This is a genomic window from Bacteroidetes bacterium GWF2_43_63, from assembly GCA_001769275.1.
GTDB lineage: Bacteria > Bacteroidota > Bacteroidia > Bacteroidales > DTU049 > GWF2-43-63.
Genome location: MEOQ01000022.1, coordinates 52,468 through 71,366, shown reverse-complemented (window position 1 = coordinate 71,366; position 18,899 = coordinate 52,468). Strand labels below are relative to the sequence as shown.

Genomic DNA, 18,899 nt, shown 5'->3' with positions numbered 1-18,899 from the left:
AATGTGATAGGACGATTTTATTAACAATCCAGAACCCGCATTAAATCATGGCTGTAGACACTTTTTTAACAAAATAAATCAAATCTGTTTTTCTTTTTCGCAGAAATTTCACATTATCACGAGTCTGTCTCAAAACACAATGCATCGTCAAAAACAATATTCCATCGTCCGCCGGCTGGCGGATATGGAATCGTTGCTTTTGAAGGTGTTACGACGATTCCATATTCCGGCCGAAATATTATATTCAAATTCAAATCGGCCGGAACGATGGAATATCGTAACGATTATTAGTTTTGAGACAGACTCTTATAAATAAGCTGTTGCCCTACAAACTCAGCTTCTTCCGGATCTTTTCCGGTATGGCATTCTTGTGAATCAGAATGGCAACAGTCTTCATATAAACAAAGCCTTTGCTCATGTGCAGATAACCATGCTCGCTATTGGAGTCGCCCCAGCTGTTTTTTATAATGTAATGCCGGTTTCCCAGCGAATCTTCCGAAAGGCCGGTCATATGCATCAGGTGATCATCGCTCGTGCTGAAATCGTCGAATCCATCCTGGCGAGCAGCTTGAGTCAATTTCATATTCTCGTCTTCAATACGCGCATAATTCTGGCGGTGTTTGAATTCCGGCTCGCTTACATCGCCATCCCAACAAATACTATAACCATTTTCAAGTGCATAGTTAATCACTTCCATCAATTCATCCACCGGCAAATTGTAATACTGTGCTCCAAGCCAGTTGTCAGGAATTTCTAGACGGAAGGGCTCATACCACGGGTGATGCGAAAAGCTTGTTAGCTCTACATAATCCGAAGATTTAGGCAGGTATGCCTGGCGAAATTCCATCGGCGTGTAAGTCTTTTTACGAAATGCCATTTCATTGGGCATCTCACCCATATATTCATCAAGAATAGCTCTGGAAGCGCCTTTCCAATGACGTCCTACCCCATCAATTCCGGTCCACACCTTTGCCATCGCACTCAGAATTTTTTCCATTTCAGTATGGTCGTAGATCGTATCTCCAGGAGCATAACCTGTGAAAAATTCTTCAGTCACTGCGCCATATTTATCCATGACTGCAAACACGTCGTGTGCCTGTCCGCCCTGACTAAAGTTGGCCACGCCTCTGAGCCGGATGAAATTATCAGTCTTCATCAGATATGCATAATACACAAAGAAAAGTTCGGACAAATCAAACTCGCCTGAACCGCTTCGGATCAACTCCGATTCTATAAATGATGTAGTCGCAAAGCTCCAGCAGGTTCCGGCATGTTGCTGATTTTTCACCGATGTGTGCGGAACGTCTTTAACAATTTTAAATTTTTCCTGTGCTTGCGTGGCAACAGCAAAAAATATGATGATGGCAACAATAACTAATTTCTTCATTGGATTGTCGTTGATTAATTCATGATAATGATTTCTGCTTTACGGCAGAATCTGCGTTTCGGGTCGCCTGCTTTGTAAAACTCACAGCTGTTTCCAACCGGGTGAAGCACTATGCGACTCTTCTCAATTTTGTTTCCGGTAAGGAAAATATGAACCGATTTCGCCCGCTTTTCGGACAATTTCAATTCCTGTCCATCCATTTCACCAGGCGATGCATATGTGTCCACTCTTATGGTTGCTTCCGTGTTTTCGAAAAGGAACTCCGTAATAATTCCAAGCTTTTTGTAACCGGCTTCATCGAGTCTGGAACTGTTTTCTTCAAAATAAATATTAGTGATATTGCTGTCGAGCCCAGCAAACGACGATGCAAGTAAATCAGTCGAATCATTGTCGAGCGAATCCTGCATGGCTAAAGCGTAAGCGAGCGAATCAACAATTGGAACTCCTTTGTCATCGAGCTCGTACACTGCAATATCATCAATATAATAATAGGCCTCGCGCTTTTTAAATGATATTTTTTTTCGTTTAAATTTATCGTTGGGTGTTGTTGAAAAATTTCCAATGGTCATGATTTTTTCACCGCCTTTGGCAATAAAAACCCCATTGACGCGGAACCATTCAGCCGTATCGCGGACTCCAAAAGGTTTGTACGTTTCCACTTGTGCGGGAAAATCTTCTCTCCCGGCGCGCGTTGTATATGGCGGGCGGTGACTGTAAAAACTGGCCCCAATTTTTTTCAGATAACAGTTGGAATATCTCGACGGCGTAATATACATTTCAAAAGAATAGGCCTTGCCTTCTGTAAGCGGGCGTCTGAGCTGAACCTGCAGATATTCATTGTACTTTGGCCAAATCCGCAAACCTACGTATGCATGTCCGGAACGGGGTTTACGTAAAATATAATTTCTGTCGTTTTTTGCGGCATTTACCTCTTTGTATCTTCGATCTTCAGCGTTTACAAAAAAATCGACCGTGTTTACTTTTTTCCATGGTTTCATCGACGGACGGGTTCCCCGTGTGTCGTCAAATGATCCGTTTGGAACAAGATTTTGAGCGCACAAATCCACTCCTGTTGCCATAAACAGCAAACATACTACAGCGGATATTGCGTTCAGTAATCTCATTAGCTGATGCAGTCGGATTTGCTTTTTTTCGAAAACAACCGGAAAAAATATTTCCAGTGCCACACAATGTGAATCAAGGCTATCACTGTCATTGCTATTCCAAACTGGACATGCCAGTACAGATAATCACGGATCAGCGTTGAGTCAAGTTGATAGTTGATTAGGACAACAAGAATGATCCCGAGTACCGCTGTTGTCAGAAATGTGAGCAATAACAAAACATTCCAGATGCGGCGATGCACAAATTTTCGATATATTTTTAGTTCATACAAAAACGAAGTGAAACCATACAATCCAAAACAAAGCAAACTGATGAGTAGTAAGCTGTATGAACGGGCTTTGGATGGTTTTGGTGTGTCATTTTTCAATTCAACCACAGCAGTATCAGCGTTCATGCTGTCGGAACCAGGTCCTTCGACATCTGCGTTTCCATTTTGTGTAGATGGATTAACCTGTTTATTTGAGTTCACTTGCTTAATGGCAGCCGTATCTTTTCTTACTACAGTGTCCTTTTTTACAACCTTTGAAAGCAGACCATAATCACAAAAGCCATCACCATCGGCATCGAAATAACGACCGCATTTTCCTGGACAGTCAACTTCGTCCCACGGACATTTGAAACCTTTATCCTGAGCCAAAACCGGATGAAAGAAAACACCGAGCAAAAAAACTATTTGTATTGCAAAAACTCTCATGAAACTTCTATTCCTGATAATTCAACATCCTGATACATTACTTTCCACTTTTTTCTGAAAAGAAAACGGCGATATCGCAAATTTATTCTCTTACAACCTTCCATATAAACAGAAAACCCTTCTTTTGACTGCAATTCCTCTGTTATGTCTTTTCCGCAGCCGGTGCTGAAAAGTTCTACCGGTGCCGCATGATCTTCGTGGCTGATTGAAACCCGCAACAAACTAAGATCTTCTGAATAATTCAAAATCACAAGCGGCTCGGGCGGTTCATTGAAAAAAACTTTTGTCGGCATTATTGCTTTTTTATTTTCAGGTCCAAATATTCCAGCGCATTTATGATCCCATCGAAAAACTGATTTTTCCGGAAAGAATCGAAAATCACTGTGTTTATTACATAATCAAAGTCTTTGTCGCTGATTCGGTTTTCAGTAGCCGGGCACGAAATCATTCTGATTTCACCCAGTTTGTTTGATATCACGAACAACAGTCCCTGATTATCTTTACAACCATTCCATTTTTCGGAAACAGCATCGGCATACTCAGTAAAATTATTGTAATCGCCTATATTTTCACTGGTAAAAACACCAATCGGAATGGCATTCTTTTTTTCAAAATCAGCACAACGGGCCGCTAAAGTTTTTGATTCTCCTTCGGTAAACAGCTTTTCATAATCGGTTATGGTGCCCAGAATTTTTGGCGTTACCTTCGAATCCATGGTGTCGGCAACAACTTCAAAGTTGTCCTCAGCATCCGTTTGTTTCTGATTACCGCATGAAATCAGCATCTGCATGAGTGCAACCATAATCAGCGGCAGGAAAACGACTTTTCTCATAGTATAATTTGAGATCAAAAATACGAATTAGAACGCATCAAACGCACTACTTTAGCGTTTTTTCCAACATTCCGATGTTATATTCTTCGGTTTTCTTCTTGCCCTCTGGTCCATACATCATTTCAAATAACGGGGAAAACGCTGTTTCTATTTTAGGTCTGACGATTTTCATGGTGCTGTTGAGCAAGTGATTTTTTTCGTTGAATCCTTCTTCCAGAATACAGAAAATGCTGGGAAGCCAGCGTGCCGGATACTGTTTACTCAAAACAGGGTCGGTGCGCAACAGGTAGAGTTCTTTTGTAACAATATCAAGTATTCCTGCACGATGCTCCGGATTGGCAACCGATAGCACTGATATAGCGAGCTTGTGTCTCAATTTTTCCGAATTTATAAACACCAGCGCAGTAGTAAACGGATTCTGATTGTTGTGTAAATAAATCTGGCTGATGATAGGTGAATGGGAAATCATGGCCTCTTCGAGCAATTCAGGGCTGTACTTTTCTCCGTCGTTGGCAATCAGCAAACTTTTGTATCGGCCTTTTACAAACAGAAATCCGTCAGTGTCGAGATAGCCAAGATCGCCGGTGTGCAACCAGCCATCAACAATCGTATCCTGAGTGGCCTGGTCGTTTTTCCAATACCCTTTCATCACGTTACCGCCTTTGATGACGATTTCGCCCGATTGCCCAACGGGAAGCGGCTTCCCGTTTTCGTCTGCAATAAATATTTCCATCATCGGCACCGGCTTGCCCGACGATCCGATTTTAAATACGTGAGGGCTGTTCGATGAAATAACCGGCGAAGCCTCACTGAGCCCATAGCCCTGATACATCGGGACGCCAATGGCATTGAAAAAGCGCTGAATATCGGCATCGAGCAATGCGCCCCCGCCAACAAAATAACGAAGACGCCCTCCAAAAGCCATACGTACTTTGCTGAACAGCAATTTATCGCCCAGCCATACCAGCGGCTTCAGCAATATTTTGAGTCCACGACCTTTATTGTAGCCGTCGGCGTGATAGCGAATGCTGATGTTCAAAAAGAAACTAAACAACACAGCTGCAACTTTTCCTTTGTCAGAAATTCCTTTTTCGATGTTGGCTTTAAAGTTTTTCGCCAATGCCGGAACGCTCAGTAGAAAATACGGTCTGATTTCCTTTATATTGATTGGTGCATTGCGAAGTGCTTCCATTGGAGACTTGCCACCATCGACAGCCGCCATGGATGCGCCTTTCAGAATGAGTGTGTATAAACCGACTGTGTGTCCGAACGAGTGATCCCACGGCAGCATGAGCAGCGTGATGAAATCCGGCGTCACGTCAAACATGGCTTCGGACTGATTCACATTGGTGAGGTAGTTTTTGTGTGTCAGCAAGATTCCCTTCGGATCGGCTGTGGTGCCCGAAGTGTAACAAATATTCACCACATCGTCGGGGGAAACACTGGAGGCAATCTTCTTCAATTCCGCTTTTGTGGCGGCTTCACGCTCAGTGCCTGCAGCAACAAGTTCACTAAGCAGATATTCGTCTTTCTGCAAATCGACACTGACCGGGTTCGGCAGATCGAGGATAATTACTTTTTGCTTCTGACCGAAATCGGCTTTTATGCGGCGAACAAATTCGATAAAGCGGGCCGAGATGATTATGTAATTGCTTTCGCTGTGCTTCATGCGAAAAAGCATTTCCTCCGCTTCTTCAATCCGCGTAGAAACCGGCACACTGATAGCACCGCAGGCAATTACGGCAAGCTCCGAGAGCAGCCACCAAGTGCGGCCTTCGCTGTAGAGAACTACTTTGTCATCAGGCTTGAGCCCAATACTCACAAGGCCTCCGGCCAGATGCTCCATCAGAACCGATGCTTCGGAATATGTGGTTGCTGTATATTCACCATCTACTTTTTCCCAAATCAGCGGATTATTGCCGAAATGCGCGACTGATGAATAAAAAAGCTCTGTAATTGTATTCATATGGTGCGTTGTATCTGGTCGCGAAGTTAGGAAACTTCGCACAGCTGTAAACTACTTCGCACAGCGACGTATGTATTTCGCACAGATTGACAGTTAAAATGTCATTTTGACAGCCACTAAATCGCAAAACACGCCATTTTGTCATTGATGCAAATTTGCTAACAAACTGTTTTTGTGCACTTTAAATATGCGGCTATAAAAATAAATTCGTTTGGCCTTCGATTTGACAAGGCCGGATCGAAATCAAAAAAAAACAAAATAATAGGAGGACAAAACTATGTTACCAATGATCAGAAACAACCGCTTTTTTCCGTCAGTACTTGACGAATTTTTCAACGATGTTCCGGCGTTACGCTCTGCTGCACCGCGCTGGATGCCGAAAGTAAATGTTGCTGAAAATGAGAAATCGTACCAGATTGAGTTGGCTGTTCCTGGAATGGAAAAGGACGATTTCAAAATCGAAGTGAAAGACGACGTGCTGGTGATCAGCAGAGAGAAAAAAGAAGAAAAGAATGAAGAAGGCAAAAACTACTCGCGCCGCGAATTCAGCCAGTGCAGCTTCTCGCGCAGCTTCATCCTGCCCGACGTTGCCGACAGCGGCAAAATTGAAGCGGCTTACAAAAACGGAATCCTCGATGTGACTATTCCGAAAAAAGAAGCCGAAGAAAAATTAGCACGGGTAATCAATATTCAGTAACAACTGAGTTTTCATAGGTGGTTTGAAGAGAAGGCGCAAGTCTTCTCTTTTTTTGTTTTGCAGCAAAGTGTAAGTTTGTACACGTTTGATTAGTAGGAATTATGGAAAACTTACACTGTGTGCGTGTTTTCATGCACTCCGGACACGTGCGAACTTATTTATTTTTGAAGGCGGCGCGATGAAAGCAAGGCAACCGTTACGGATGGTCATGATTTATTACAAAGTGGGGTCACTCCTTTTCCAGATCATAGATAAAAGAAAGATTGCAGCACCGGCAAGTCATAATCGCAAAATTGCGGCTACGGATATATTCATGCCACGATTCAGATGCTTTGGTGTAGTAATGAATACTGAATGAAGAAATCATTTTAATACACTCAACGGCCGTTGCCGAAATCACGAATTTCAGAGCAATTCCATTATAAACAAACATCAGCTTTACTTCGTTGGAATCATCATTGAATTTATAAAAGTCAGTAGGCGTTTTCCCTTCATAGGCATAAACCGTATCGCCCGACTCAATTATGTATACCGTAAAAGAATTTCCGATATCAACGAGGGTGTCGTTCATGAAAAATTCTATCTGCGGTAGTGCTGTCACCGAACAGAAAGATAAAACGAGGAACAGACCTGTCTGATGGAGAATTTTCATTGTGCCGGTTTTTTGAATATTATATGAACGAAAACGCAAGGTGGTAAAGTACGTGTATTTCGAAAACCACAACGCGATACTGGTCGCGACTCAAATTTCAAATTAAATATTCTACCGGCCGCTCCGCTCCAACCATCTCCAGCACAGGATCGGCGCCGCGAATCGTACGTCCCATCTGCTCGGCAGCTGCGCGGCAGCCGGCAAAGCAATCGGCATACAGGGCACATCCGGTGCAGAATTCGGGCTCTTTCTCATCCCAGCTTTTTACATAATCGTTGGAGAATATTTCCTCGAAACTGTTCTCCATGATGTTTCCCGCATATACCGGACTGTGATTGCACAAGCGAATATTCCCGTGATGATCGAGTGTGATGGGTTTCAGCTTCGGATCCGAGCTGCAATGTCCGAATCCGATATGTGGATAATCTTTGGGATTCAGCACACAGATTGGGGTACACACATTCGATGTCAAAGATATTTTATGTTCAACAATGGTTTTCTCCACCAACGCAAATGCATCGCGCAGTTCCTGCAGCGAAGGCATCAGATCTTCGGCCCACTGAATGCCGGCTCCGCCAATATTGAAACGGTTGAGCATAATCGATGCAACCTTCATTTCTTTCAGTCGCAGCAAGGTTTCCTTTAATGTCGGGATATTGTGTTTCGTCAGCACAATCACAGCCACCACACGGCCGCCAAGGCGCTGCACCATGTCGATGGTCGCTTTCGATTTTTCATGCGCACCTTCTACACCGGCCATCCGGTCGTGTATTTCAGGATCAATGCTGTGAAAAGGAAATTCAAAAAGTCCCACACCCAATTTTATCAGCATCTTGAAATCGGCTTCAGTACCGGCGTTGCCGTTGCTGATCAATGTCACAGTACTTCCTTTCAAGCGGACAAATAAAACCAGCTCGGCCAGACGATCGAACAGAAGCGGCTCTCCACCTGTGAAAGTGAAGTGATCGACTTTCGCCCGACGATACAATTTCTTTAAAACTTTTTTTGCTTTGCGATAAGTAACCTCGCCCGGAAATTCCCCACCCGGCATTTTCCATATATTGTAGCAGTAGCGACACTGCAGGTTGCAGCGTGTTTCGGTTTCGAACGAAATATGCGGAAGGGCTGTCTTATCTTTTTTCATCAATTGGATTATTCAGGATTCCGGACAGGCGCATAGCACGTTTTGGGCGGATTATCCGGCCTGTTTACATTAATATTTGAGTCAATCTCCACCTGGTCAATCGGAATGGCGATATCATAGCAGTCGGTAACGTTGTTGCTGTTCGCTTGATTGTTCACAGACGATTGAACAGTACTGTCCTTTTTCACAGCCGAGTCCATCTGAACGGTGCCTGTTGAATCCACAGCCGCCTCATAGCAGCTGACACGCGGCCCGCACGAGGTAGTGGTCGTCATCAGCATGGTTGCAATGCCAAACAGAAAAACGGAAAAAGCCGTGCGGGGCGGAATCACACTGATAAAGCCCAGCAACATACGAACGGCTATTCTGTTCAATCCTTTCTTCATTTTATTCTTTTGGTTTTACCGGAACATAACAGGGGTGCAGCGGTACCATTTTCTCTTTTTCAACACTATCCTTCCCTGGTTGAGAGTTGTTATCAACTGCACTGTCCGGATATACAGCGGTTTTTCGCGAGGTATCGGCAACCGGCTCATAGCATGTGACTCTTTCAGTATCATTTACAGTGTCGGTGCTCACCTTGTTTTTATCGGTCTTACCACTGCAGGCAGTAATCAGTGCCACGCCAGCCATCAGCGAAAGCCAGCGCCAGCCGGTGATTTTTCCGATGCCGTATAAAAAACGCTGAATGACTATATTCATACCTGTATTATTTTTTATCAATCTTATTTGAGTCAGGGAAAGCAATAACAGGCTCCTCAGAGAGCTCAATATCAATAACAGGTAAATAACACATTTGTATATCTGCATTTGTTGTGTCATTTGGTGTTATGTCGGGGCTGTTTTTCTGAACTTTTGTCCGGCATGATTGCATAAACATCAGCAATAAAGCGCCTGTCCAAAGCGTCAGCCATTTCCAGTGTATGAAGGATCCGAATCGGGTTAATATGACAAGCACCAGTTTTTTCAATGGAAAGTTTATTCTGTTTTATCGGGAATGTTTTGTTGTTCCTCAAACACCGATGAATCGGGCGGTGCAGCAATTTCGTAGCAGTCAATCTGCAAATAAAGCGAATCCTGTTTCTGTGTCTGTGTCTGACTTTGAATGGTATCGTCAGGCACCGCAATCTCGTAGCACATTTTCGGAGTTGATTTACATGCCTGCGAAGCCGCCAGCAGCGAGGCTCCTGCAAACAGTATCAGACGCCGCCAGGAAAAAATCCTTCCGGTGAGATAAAGTGAGCGATATAAAAAGACTTTACTCTTTTTCATTTCGCGGCATTGTGTCTGTCGGCTCTGCGGGCATATCATAACACGAATTGCGGATTGTTTTGTATTCGGATGAATCACGGTCATCGGGTGGTGCCGGTTTATAGCAAGTATTGATTACCGGCCGGCATGATTGAACTACGGCACCAATCAAAGTGAGCAGTGTTGCGCCCAGCAGAAGTTTTACGGTGCGAAGTCTTTTCATCAGAAACAATTTTACCAGCGATCCTTGTCATACTCGTCACTTTCTTCCCACGAATTGTATTCGTCATCACCGCCCCACAACTCGTCTTCTTCCATTTGCTCACGCAACGCTTTTCGCTCAGCCCTGACATGCTTCTTGTCAAAATCGCCACTGTTGCCAAACCATTGTTTTACGGCATTGCATGACTGCGCCGTCGTTATAATCACGGCAAGCATCAAAACAACCTGCAAAAGTTTAAGTATTCGAAGTTTTTTCATGAAACAGCAAACTCAGTGAACGATATTCAAACCATAAAAATAGAAAGAATTCTGATACAGATGAATCTTTTTGGAAAATTCATAAAGGATTTGCATTGCATACTTTATGCACCATGCTCAATCGTTTTGCTCTGTGCTTTGAGCGTTGAGCATTGATGACCTCTCTGCATCGGGGCGCGGAGCGACACGATCTGAGTGCGTCGTCAATCGCGCAATGTGCATTGAGCACCGCATGCCTCATGCCTCATGCGTCAAACCCCATGTCTCCATCGCACGCTCATAGACAAATTCCACCATGCCCATTCCATTCTCTGTCTGGCAGCCAATTTCAGCGCATTTTTTCAGAAACACGGTTTGCTCTGGATTATAAATCAAATCAAACGCAAGCGCGTTATTATTTATCAGAGAATAATTTAAAGGAGGAAAGTCATTTTTATACGCGGCCATCCCAAGTGGCGTTGTATTGATGATCAAATCTGCATCCTTGAAATCGCTCTCAGTGAGCTCGTTGTATAAAATGTCTCCGAACTCTTTGCGGCGCGACACTTTGATGAATTCAATGCCATTTCTTTTAAGCGCGTAAATCACTGCAGCTGCGGCGCCGCCAATGCCCATGATGATGGCTTTTTTGAATCCATCCGGTCTTACCCGTTTTATTTGCGATTCAAATGCAACATGATCAGTATTGTACCCTTTCAGTTTTCCATCCGTCACACTTATCATATTTACGGCATGAATTTCTTTCGCCTGCTCATCGATTTCATCGAGAAAGCGCATCACATCCATTTTCAAAGGAATGGTGACAAGCAGCCCGTCAAATTTATTGTCAAGGACCCACGTGCGAAAATCTTTCATTTCGGTCTCCGCAGGTATAATCATTCTGAAATCAGCGTCGATAGACAATTCGCGAAAGCGTTTCGAAAACCATTGTCCGGCTATTGAATGCGAAATTGGTCTTCCAATAATTGCGTAATGCTTCATGATGAAATTTATTTTTAGCCGGAATATGTTTTAGATGAAAATAATCAGTTATTAATTTTGTTTCATCGCGTCGGGCAAAAAATGAAAGAAGGTGTCGCCGCGCAAACCTAAACGAATGGTTTCAAGCGGAATTATGTCATTTGGAGCTATATTTCCAAGATTCACATTCGTTCCGAATTCCTTGATAAAATAAAGTTGTTGATTTTTCTGAGGCGCTTCCCAAAGTATTTTATTCACGTCGAAATTCTCAGTTATCAGCTGTATCAGACCTTTTTTTGCGGCACCGGTGCTGTCGTAAATTCCGATATTTCCGGCCTCACGCGCTTCGGCAATCACAAACGAAGATCCCGCCTGATGCTCGGTCTGCATTTCTTTCAACCAATCTTCATCCGATAAATTTACATCGACCCGTTTTGATCCTACTTCGCTCAGCACAGTAAAATTCTTTGCAAACTCGCTAATATAGCGACATTTCAGGTCGTGATCCATATCCATGGAGCCGTCACTGATTTCGACCGTATCCATTTTGTATTTATCGAGCACGCGTTTGTAACCATCCACATCGTTGCGGATCAGGAACGCCTCAAACAAGGTTCCGCCAAAATACAATCGAATTCCGGCATTGCGATAGAATTTTATTTTTTTTTCAAGTCCGCCGGTAATAATTGATGTTCCAAAGCCCAGCTTTACAAAATCTACCAAATGTCCGGCTGATTGAAGCATGTTTTCTGCTTCTTGCAAACACATCCCTTTATCCATTATCATATTCACACCATAAGCTCTCGGCTTATTTGTTCTTTCCGGTAAATGCGACATTTCAAAGTTCATCATAATATCATTGATTTAAAAACATTGTAACAATTTCCTGAATAATCTCGTTGTTTTCGAGCTCTTTGTTGTAACTGTAAATTGTGGTGTACAACTCAGCATTGATCGACAATCCCGTCAATAACTGCGAAACAGCCTCCTGGTTTTTGCCCGCTTCGAAAAGCAAGGCCGCCTTACGAAAAGTAATCATTGCATTTTCAGCTTCCAGTACCTCTTCCGCTTCATGCAATATTTTAATTGCATCCTCAAAGCCTGTCAAAAAATGATGCGCTTCACTTAAATCGAGCCACGCTTCTTCATTTTCCTTATCGGCACGGATTGCGTTCCGAAATTCCGTTACAGCATCAGGATAATTTTCCATATTCATCAGAATAGTTCCTTTCAACTGATAGGTATCGGTGCGTTCCGGCTCGTTCAGAATCGCTTCGTTTACATGTCGTAAAGCTTCTTCATCCAGATTCATCATGTACAGGCAATAGGCAAGCCCCATGCGTGATTCATTGTACGTTGCGTCTGCTTCGATGCTTTTCAGATAGTATTCGGATGCCAGCCCGTAATTGTTCATTTGAGAATATGCTTCGCCAAGTGAAAGATATGAGGCTGCCTTAAATCCATCCGATTCGGCCGTTTCCCTGAAACAGTCAATGGCTTTAAGGTGATCACCGGCAAACATGTATGAATGACCTTTGCCAAACATTGCCGGCATAAAAGCAGGATCAATGGCCAGCGCAAAATCGTAGGCCTCAATGGCTTTCATTGGTTCATTGTTGATATTATGCGTATTTGCAAGATGAAACCACGCCTGCTGATTGAAGGGGTAACGATCGGCAAAATCAGTTAAAAAGCGAATGGCTTCGTTTATTTCATTGGCAACTTCGAAAACAAAAATCAACTCATTGAGTGCAAATTCGTCCGTCGGATTATTTTCAAGAATTTCACGGTAAAGTTCGATGGCCTTCCGGTGCTGACCCAAAACCTGATACTCCATGCTGAGTGCAGTAATAGCGTGCTCCGATTCCGGATCCATTTCCCGGGCCTGTTCAAGCAAATCGAGCGCTTCGCGGTGATTTCCCCGGTCGCTCATTATAGAAGCCAGCACTAAGCGCACTTCAACATTATCGGTAAATGTTTCAATGAATCGTCTTGCCAAAATCTCAGCGGCATCCGACCTGTTGTCAAGAACATGATAATGAATATCCAGGATCTGAAAATCTTCATTATCCGGAAACATTTTCAACCCGTAGTCTATGGCTGATTTTGCAAGAATAAGTTCGTCGTTTTTCAGTAGCACATCAGCTATTGCTTCAAGCTCATCGGGTTCGAAATATTCTGATTCGTCCTGTTCAACAGCATTCCGGAAGCGCGATACAAGCGCGTCCAAGTCTTCTTCGCTAAAATAATTGTCAGAAGAATCCATTGCTAGTTGTCTCAAAAAAATAATTAAACCTCAGCGGAATCGTCGTTGTAGAACTGTTCTTCAGTCAAATTTTCATCATCTTCTTCCTTCTCTTCCGCACTTCCCACCAATTCATCTTCATCAAAAACAACTTCTTCTTCCTCCAGAATTTTATTGATTTTTGAAGGTGGTGCAATAATATCTGAAATTTCTTTGGAAATCAGTGGAAAATGCATGGTGAGGTCAGCAGTCCCGATTTTCATCAACTCGATGTAAAGCGTGTACATGCTCAGATAATCATACACATAAATCAACTTTTGATGAGGGTCGTTAATTACCTGATTCAGCTTACCATCTTTCATGATGATGTTTGATTCCGCAGATTTTTCTTCGTCATCATCCATCGACATATCCACCAGCGTAATTTCACGACGTTTTCTCCACTGATTATCACAGAGATAAAAAGAAGCCAATTCGTTCCCGGCCAATTTACAGGTTCTGACAAGGCATTTATGAAAATCCTCAAAAGTCTGATTGGCCAGAACATCTATTTCACGCAGAAATTCATCATTTTCGTCAGATGTGATTCTGAATTTATAGGCATGCATACTGTAAAAATTTTGTACGAAGATACAAAAAATATGAAGCGTAAAGGGCGATTAATAAAATTTTACACTGGCTTCAAACCAAGCTTTTTCCCCTGATCCAGCATCAGCTGCCATGCCTCTTCGCGGTTATTGTGAATTTCACCGTCGAGAATGGCATCCTTAATTGCATTTTTAATGAGGCCAACCTCTCGTGAAGGCTCAATACCAAAGACTTCCATGATCTCTTCGCCACTAACCGGCGGCTGAAAATTCCGAATGCGATCATTATCTTCAGTTTCAGCAAGCTTCATGCGTAAATCGGAAAAATTAGAAAGATATAATTTCACCTTTTGTTTATTGGCTGAAGTAATATCTGCTTCGGCATGCATGAGCAAATCATCCAGATCATCACCGGCTTCGAAAATCAAACGACGCAAAGCACTGTCGGTAACACCTTCTTCAACCAGACTGATGGGGCGCAGATGCAACCCTACAATTTTTGCAACATAATGCATTTTTTCATTCTGCGGCAGATGCAATCGCTTGAATAGTTTCAGTACCATGCGCTGCCCAACAGCATCGTGTCCGTGAAATGTCCAGCCGCGCACTTTGTCAAATTTTTTGGTCGGCGCTTTCCCGATGTCATGCAACAATGCGGCCCAGCGCAGCCAGAGCGAGTCAGAGACCTTCGCTACGTTGTCAACAACCATCAGCGTATGGGTAAAGTTTTCCTTATGCATTACACCATGCATGCTTTCAACACCTTTCAGCGCGAAAAGCTCAGGAAGTATAGGCTGCAAAAGGTCACATTTGTCAAGCAGGAAAAATCCGGCTGATGGCTTTTTATGCATCAGCATTTTATTGAGCTCCTCCGAAATGCGCTCAGGAGCTATGATTCCGATGCGACTGATGTTTTCTTTGATTGAGCTAAAAGCTTCTTTTGCAATTTCAAAACCGAAGCGCGATGCGAATCGTACAGCTCGCAGCATACGAAGCGGGTCATCCGAAAATGTGATTTGCGGATCACGCGGTGTTCGAATAAGGCCCTTTTGTAAATCGGTCTGACCGCCAAACATGTCCAACAATTCACCAAAATCCGCTCCGAGACTAACGGCCATGGCATTGATGGTGAAATCGCGCCTTAGCATATCTTCTTCGATGGTAGCGGGCATTACTTCGGGATTGCGGCTGCCGCGACTATAGCTTTCGCTGCGCGCACCCACAAATTCCCATTCCGTATCATCATATACAAAATGTGCTGTTCCAAAATTTTTGAAAACCGAAACTTTCGGGCGTGGCTTTAGTTGGGAGGCAACATATTCGGCAAGCTCAATACCGTCGCCTTCAACCACAATGTCCACATCCCACGAAGGCCGTTCAAGAATGATGTCGCGCACATAACCTCCTACAACATAGCATCGAAGCGCCTTTTCAACCGCCCGCTGATGAATGATGCCGAAAACTTTATGCAGTAAAAACTCCTTAAACATTGCGGTGCAAAGATACATAATAGTGGTCAGTTGTGAGTAGTGGGTTGTAAGGAATTTTTTGCACAACGCATATGCAGTTGAAAGTTCATCAGGTTCATAAAGTTGAAAAGTGACATATACATCCATGGCGCGGATATGTCATCCGTGACATGGTCATTCTCAACCTGGGAGCGCGTCTCCAGCCTGCAATCACCTAAAATGCGGCAAGCTGTTTTACGTTGACGCGTGACATTGACACTTGGGCGCGCGTCTCCTGCTTGCAACGTTTTACGTTGACGCGTGACCTATAATATTCTGCATGTATATCTTGCAACAATAAAAATGTTTATTCAATCACTATTTCAATTGAATTCAACACAGCATCATATCCCTCTGAAATCTGGGCTTGAATGGATGTGAAAATTACTCTGTCGCCTCTCCCCAATAAGTCGAATTTTTCAAGCAATGATTCGGTAAAATCACCGCCTGACACTTCTTCGGTAAAAATCATCGTGGAATCGCGTAATGCAATGACAGTAAAGGAAACTATGGGATATGAAATTTCAGGTCCCACATTAACAAGGTAAGCCTGAATCCCGAACGCAGATTTGAGTGCCCGAACATCAAGCCTGCATGGGTTGCATAATTGAGTCGACAACCTAGCCCAAGGCAGCGGCAAAGGTCTCACCCGGTATTTTTCTTTTGCCAATAAAGTTGAATCTCTTCCATTGACTTCATAAACTGAAATTGTTGCATTTATACTGCCCTTAGGACGGGCATAATATCTAAAAACAGAATCGTCTTCAATCGATGAAAGTTCAATTGTGCCATTATCAATAGTGGTCGTAATTTTTCCGTCATGGCTGCTTTTTACAAAAATGACAAAAACGTTATCGCAATTCGCATATAAGAAAGCCGACGCGAAATCTATTCTGCAGTTCTGGCAATTGACAGAAAAAATGAAAACAAATAAAATGCTGGTAGTAATTAATTTGCGAATCATAAATCTGGTTAATTAATCATGGCAATTTCCTTCCGGATTCAAAGATAACTGTTTTTTAATTTCTATTTTCCTGCTTAATTCAACCTCAAAACCTTAACCTCGTTATTAACCTTAATCTAACTGACTACTGACCATTCACAACTCGCCACTAAAATATATTTTGTACTTTTACCTTGCAAATATTAGCATCATGAATTTTTTCAACGACATTTCTGAAACCATCAACAACAATGTTGCTGCGGTTTTATGCATTATCATCGGAGCTGAAGGCTCCACTCCGCGCAAGCCCGGATCGAAAATGATGGTCTTTGCCGATGGCTCTATCAAAGGCACCATCGGCGGTGGCAGCATCGAAAAAGAAGCCATTGCCGAGGCCGTTAAAAAGATGAATACCGACACGCCGGTTGTAAAATCATATAATCTTGCCAACGACCTCGAAATGCACTGCGGTGGCCGGATGACTGTGTATTTTGAACCACTGCTGCAACAACCCGAATTGGTTATTTTCGGTGCCGGACATGTCGGAAAAGCCCTTGCAAAGCTGGCTTCAGTAGCCGGCTATAAAATTATTGTGGCCGATAACCGCGAAGGAATATGCGCCACCTGGCCCCAGGGGCTCGCTGCAACCTATGAAATGCCTTTTGAAGAATCCTCTGAAAAAATAAAATTTCACAGCAATTCATATATTGTGGTGACTACCTACAAACACTCATTCGACAGCGAAGTAGTGGCCCTGCTAAAAAATAAACCGAAAAAATATATTGGCATGATCGGTTCAAAACGCAAAGTTGAACTTGCCAGAAAACAATTTGCCGAAGAATTTGGAATGACAAAGGAACAAATAGAATGTATCGACATGCCCATCGGTGTTGACATTGCCTGCGAAACACCGGAAGATATTGCTGTGTCGATTCTGGCAAAACTAATTGATGTAAAAAACAGAAATATCGGATGAAAACCAAACAGAATATTTCATTTCTGCTCAACGGAGAGCCCGTTACCATTGACTTTGGTGCCGAAAAAATCAAACCGTCAACTACGGTCCTGAACTGGCTTCGTAAAGATAAACATCACACCGAAGTTAAGGAAGGCTGCGCCGAAGGCGATTGTGGAGCATGTACGGTCGTAATGGCCAGCCCCGATGCATCGGGAAAAGCGCTTGAATATAAAGCTGTGAATGCCTGCCTGTTGTTCCTTCCGGCCATCGATGGAAAACTGCTCATCACATCGCGCGGACTGTCGCCCGAAACAACGTTCAGCGAAGAATTGCATCCGGTGCAAAAAGCGGTTGTTGATGAACACGCCACCCAGTGCGGATTTTGCACACCAGGGTTTATCATGAGTCTTTTTGCTCAGTACCACAACCCTGCTCCAGCCGACGATGCCGAAATCAACAACGCGCTTGCCGGTAATCTTTGTCGCTGCACAGGCTACGACAGCATTCGCAAAGCGGCTAAAGCTGTTATGCAAAACCGAATACCTGACTTGTTTGATAAAGAAGAGAAAGTGTTAATCGAAAAGCTCAATATCATCAAGCCGGATGCAAAACTCGAGGTGCTGGCTATGGAACAATATTACGTCCGTCCTTTAACATTGGATCAGGCACTGGCTGCTCGGCACAATCATCCCGAAGCAATAGTGATTAACGGATCTTCGGATATCGCATTACAACAAAGCAAGCATTTCAGGCACATTCCGGCCATTCTCGATATTTCGGGAGTTGCTGAATTAAAAACATTCGAACGCGATGGAAATGAGCTGAAAATAGGCGCCGGACTATCTCTTGAAAGCATCCGCACAGCTTTACAAAATCTTTTTCCAGCATTTCATGACATTTTATCGGTCTTTGCTTCACGCCAGATCCGACAGGTTGCTACGTTGGGCGGAAACATCGGTTCAGCATCGCCAATCGGAGATACAGCACCACTGCTGATGGCATGCAATGCTGATTTAAAGCTGGTTTCCGAAAAAGGTTCCCGCATTGTTCCAATCAGGGACTTTGTTGTTTCCTATCGCAAAACAGTTTTAGAGGCCAATGAATTAATTGCTGAAATATATCTTGCCATTCCGCAGAAAAATGAAATCGTAAAAATGTACAAAGTGAGCAAGCGGCATGATATGGATATTTCAACCGTAAGTGCCGCCTTCAGACTTACTCTTGACAATAATGTCGTTTCAGATATTTGCATGTATTACGGTGGAATGGCCGCCATGACCTTGCCAGTTCCCGCTGTTGAAGCCTTTCTCAACGGAAAGGAATGGAGTGAACAAAATATTTCAGCTGCCATGGAAATGGTGAAAACAACCTTTACTCCTTTATCCGATGCACGCAGTGGTGCGGAATTCCGCAATATTGCCGCTGCAAATTTACTGCTGCAGTTTTTCAATGATACGAAAATTTCCTGAC

The 18,899-nt window shown here is 43.4% G+C and carries 22 protein-coding genes; 3 read left to right on the top strand and 19 right to left on the bottom strand.

The window, feature by feature from the left end; all coding sequences use genetic code 11:
• Positions 1-325: 325 nt before the first annotated feature.
• Genes A2W93_11260 through A2W93_11235 form a run of 6 tightly spaced genes read right to left on the bottom strand, consistent with a single transcriptional unit; the run spans position 326 to position 6,004 of the window.
• Positions 326-1,387, bottom strand: a complete 1,062-nt coding sequence (locus A2W93_11260; protein ID OFY54852.1) for a hypothetical protein — start codon at positions 1,385-1,387, stop codon at positions 326-328.
• A 14-nt stretch (positions 1,388-1,401) separates the two neighbouring features.
• Positions 1,402-2,466, bottom strand: coding sequence for a hypothetical protein (locus A2W93_11255; GenBank protein ID OFY54851.1), 1,065 nt, complete (start codon positions 2,464-2,466; stop codon positions 1,402-1,404).
• 44 nt (positions 2,467-2,510) lie between these two features.
• On the bottom strand, positions 2,511-3,176 hold the full coding sequence (locus A2W93_11250) for a hypothetical protein (GenBank protein ID OFY54850.1): 666 nt from the start codon (positions 3,174-3,176) through the stop codon (positions 2,511-2,513).
• Positions 3,177-3,202: 26 nt separating this feature from the next.
• Positions 3,203-3,499 (bottom strand): hypothetical protein, encoded by a 297-nt coding sequence (locus tag A2W93_11245; GenBank protein OFY54849.1) that lies wholly within the window; start codon positions 3,497-3,499, stop codon positions 3,203-3,205.
• Positions 3,499-4,038, bottom strand: a complete 540-nt coding sequence (locus A2W93_11240; protein OFY54848.1) for a hypothetical protein — start codon at positions 4,036-4,038, stop codon at positions 3,499-3,501. The genes A2W93_11245 and A2W93_11240 overlap by 1 nt, the downstream gene beginning before the upstream one ends.
• Positions 4,039-4,084: 46 nt before the next feature.
• Positions 4,085-6,004, bottom strand: a complete 1,920-nt coding sequence (locus tag A2W93_11235) for a hypothetical protein (GenBank protein ID OFY54847.1) — start codon at positions 6,002-6,004, stop codon at positions 4,085-4,087.
• Positions 6,005-6,281: 277 nt separating this feature from the next.
• On the opposite strand from A2W93_11235, the gene A2W93_11230 reads away from it, so the two are divergent.
• Positions 6,282-6,701: a hypothetical protein gene (locus A2W93_11230; GenBank protein OFY54846.1), complete on the top strand. Its 420-nt coding sequence runs from the start codon at positions 6,282-6,284 to the stop codon at positions 6,699-6,701.
• 229 nt (positions 6,702-6,930) lie between these two features.
• Here the strand turns inward: A2W93_11230 and A2W93_11225 are convergent, their stop codons facing one another.
• The 13 genes from A2W93_11225 to A2W93_11165 all read right to left on the bottom strand — a co-directional run bounded on the left by A2W93_11225 (position 6,931) and on the right by A2W93_11165 (position 16,492).
• A complete protein-coding gene (locus A2W93_11225; GenBank protein OFY54845.1) occupies positions 6,931-7,425 on the bottom strand; it encodes a hypothetical protein in 495 nt (164 codons plus the stop codon).
• Positions 7,426-7,450: 25 nt separating this feature from the next.
• Positions 7,451-8,497: a hypothetical protein gene (locus A2W93_11220; protein ID OFY54844.1), complete on the bottom strand. Its 1,047-nt coding sequence runs from the start codon at positions 8,495-8,497 to the stop codon at positions 7,451-7,453.
• A gap of 8 nt (positions 8,498-8,505) precedes the next feature.
• Positions 8,506-8,883, bottom strand: a complete 378-nt coding sequence (locus A2W93_11215; GenBank protein OFY54843.1) for a hypothetical protein — start codon at positions 8,881-8,883, stop codon at positions 8,506-8,508.
• Position 8,884: 1 nt separating this feature from the next.
• Positions 8,885-9,220, bottom strand: a complete 336-nt coding sequence (locus A2W93_11210) for a hypothetical protein (protein ID OFY54842.1) — start codon at positions 9,218-9,220, stop codon at positions 8,885-8,887.
• A 255-nt stretch (positions 9,221-9,475) separates the two neighbouring features.
• On the bottom strand, positions 9,476-9,769 hold the full coding sequence (locus A2W93_11205) for a hypothetical protein (GenBank protein ID OFY54841.1): 294 nt from the start codon (positions 9,767-9,769) through the stop codon (positions 9,476-9,478).
• Positions 9,756-9,971 (bottom strand): hypothetical protein, encoded by a 216-nt coding sequence (locus tag A2W93_11200; protein OFY54840.1) that lies wholly within the window; start codon positions 9,969-9,971, stop codon positions 9,756-9,758. The genes A2W93_11205 and A2W93_11200 overlap by 14 nt, the downstream gene beginning before the upstream one ends.
• 11 nt (positions 9,972-9,982) lie before the next feature.
• Positions 9,983-10,228, bottom strand: coding sequence for a hypothetical protein (locus A2W93_11195; protein ID OFY54839.1), 246 nt, complete (start codon positions 10,226-10,228; stop codon positions 9,983-9,985).
• Positions 10,229-10,465: 237 nt separating this feature from the next.
• Positions 10,466-11,209 (bottom strand): hypothetical protein, encoded by a 744-nt coding sequence (locus tag A2W93_11190; protein OFY54838.1) that lies wholly within the window; start codon positions 11,207-11,209, stop codon positions 10,466-10,468.
• A 51-nt stretch (positions 11,210-11,260) separates the two neighbouring features.
• Complete coding sequence (locus A2W93_11185) at positions 11,261-12,037, bottom strand: phosphosulfolactate synthase (protein OFY54951.1); 777 nt, start codon at positions 12,035-12,037, stop codon at positions 11,261-11,263.
• Positions 12,038-12,044: 7 nt separating this feature from the next.
• Complete coding sequence (locus tag A2W93_11180; GenBank protein OFY54837.1) at positions 12,045-13,454, bottom strand: hypothetical protein; 1,410 nt, start codon at positions 13,452-13,454, stop codon at positions 12,045-12,047.
• Positions 13,455-13,477: 23 nt separating this feature from the next.
• Positions 13,478-14,041 (bottom strand): hypothetical protein, encoded by a 564-nt coding sequence (locus tag A2W93_11175; protein OFY54836.1) that lies wholly within the window; start codon positions 14,039-14,041, stop codon positions 13,478-13,480.
• Positions 14,042-14,103: 62 nt separating this feature from the next.
• Positions 14,104-15,528, bottom strand: coding sequence for a tRNA nucleotidyltransferase (locus A2W93_11170; GenBank protein ID OFY54950.1), 1,425 nt, complete (start codon positions 15,526-15,528; stop codon positions 14,104-14,106).
• Positions 15,529-15,835: 307 nt separating this feature from the next.
• Positions 15,836-16,492 (bottom strand): hypothetical protein, encoded by a 657-nt coding sequence (locus A2W93_11165; protein ID OFY54835.1) that lies wholly within the window; start codon positions 16,490-16,492, stop codon positions 15,836-15,838.
• 190 nt (positions 16,493-16,682) lie between these two features.
• On the opposite strand from A2W93_11165, the gene A2W93_11160 reads away from it, so the two are divergent.
• The gene (locus A2W93_11160) at positions 16,683-17,447 is read left to right on the top strand and encodes a hypothetical protein (GenBank protein OFY54834.1); all 765 of its coding nucleotides are present in this window, start codon (positions 16,683-16,685) and stop codon (positions 17,445-17,447) included.
• Between the two features lie 47 nt (positions 17,448-17,494).
• A complete protein-coding gene (locus A2W93_11155) occupies positions 17,495-18,898 on the top strand; it encodes a xanthine dehydrogenase small subunit (protein OFY54949.1) in 1,404 nt (467 codons plus the stop codon).
• Position 18,899: the final 1 nt, after the last annotated feature.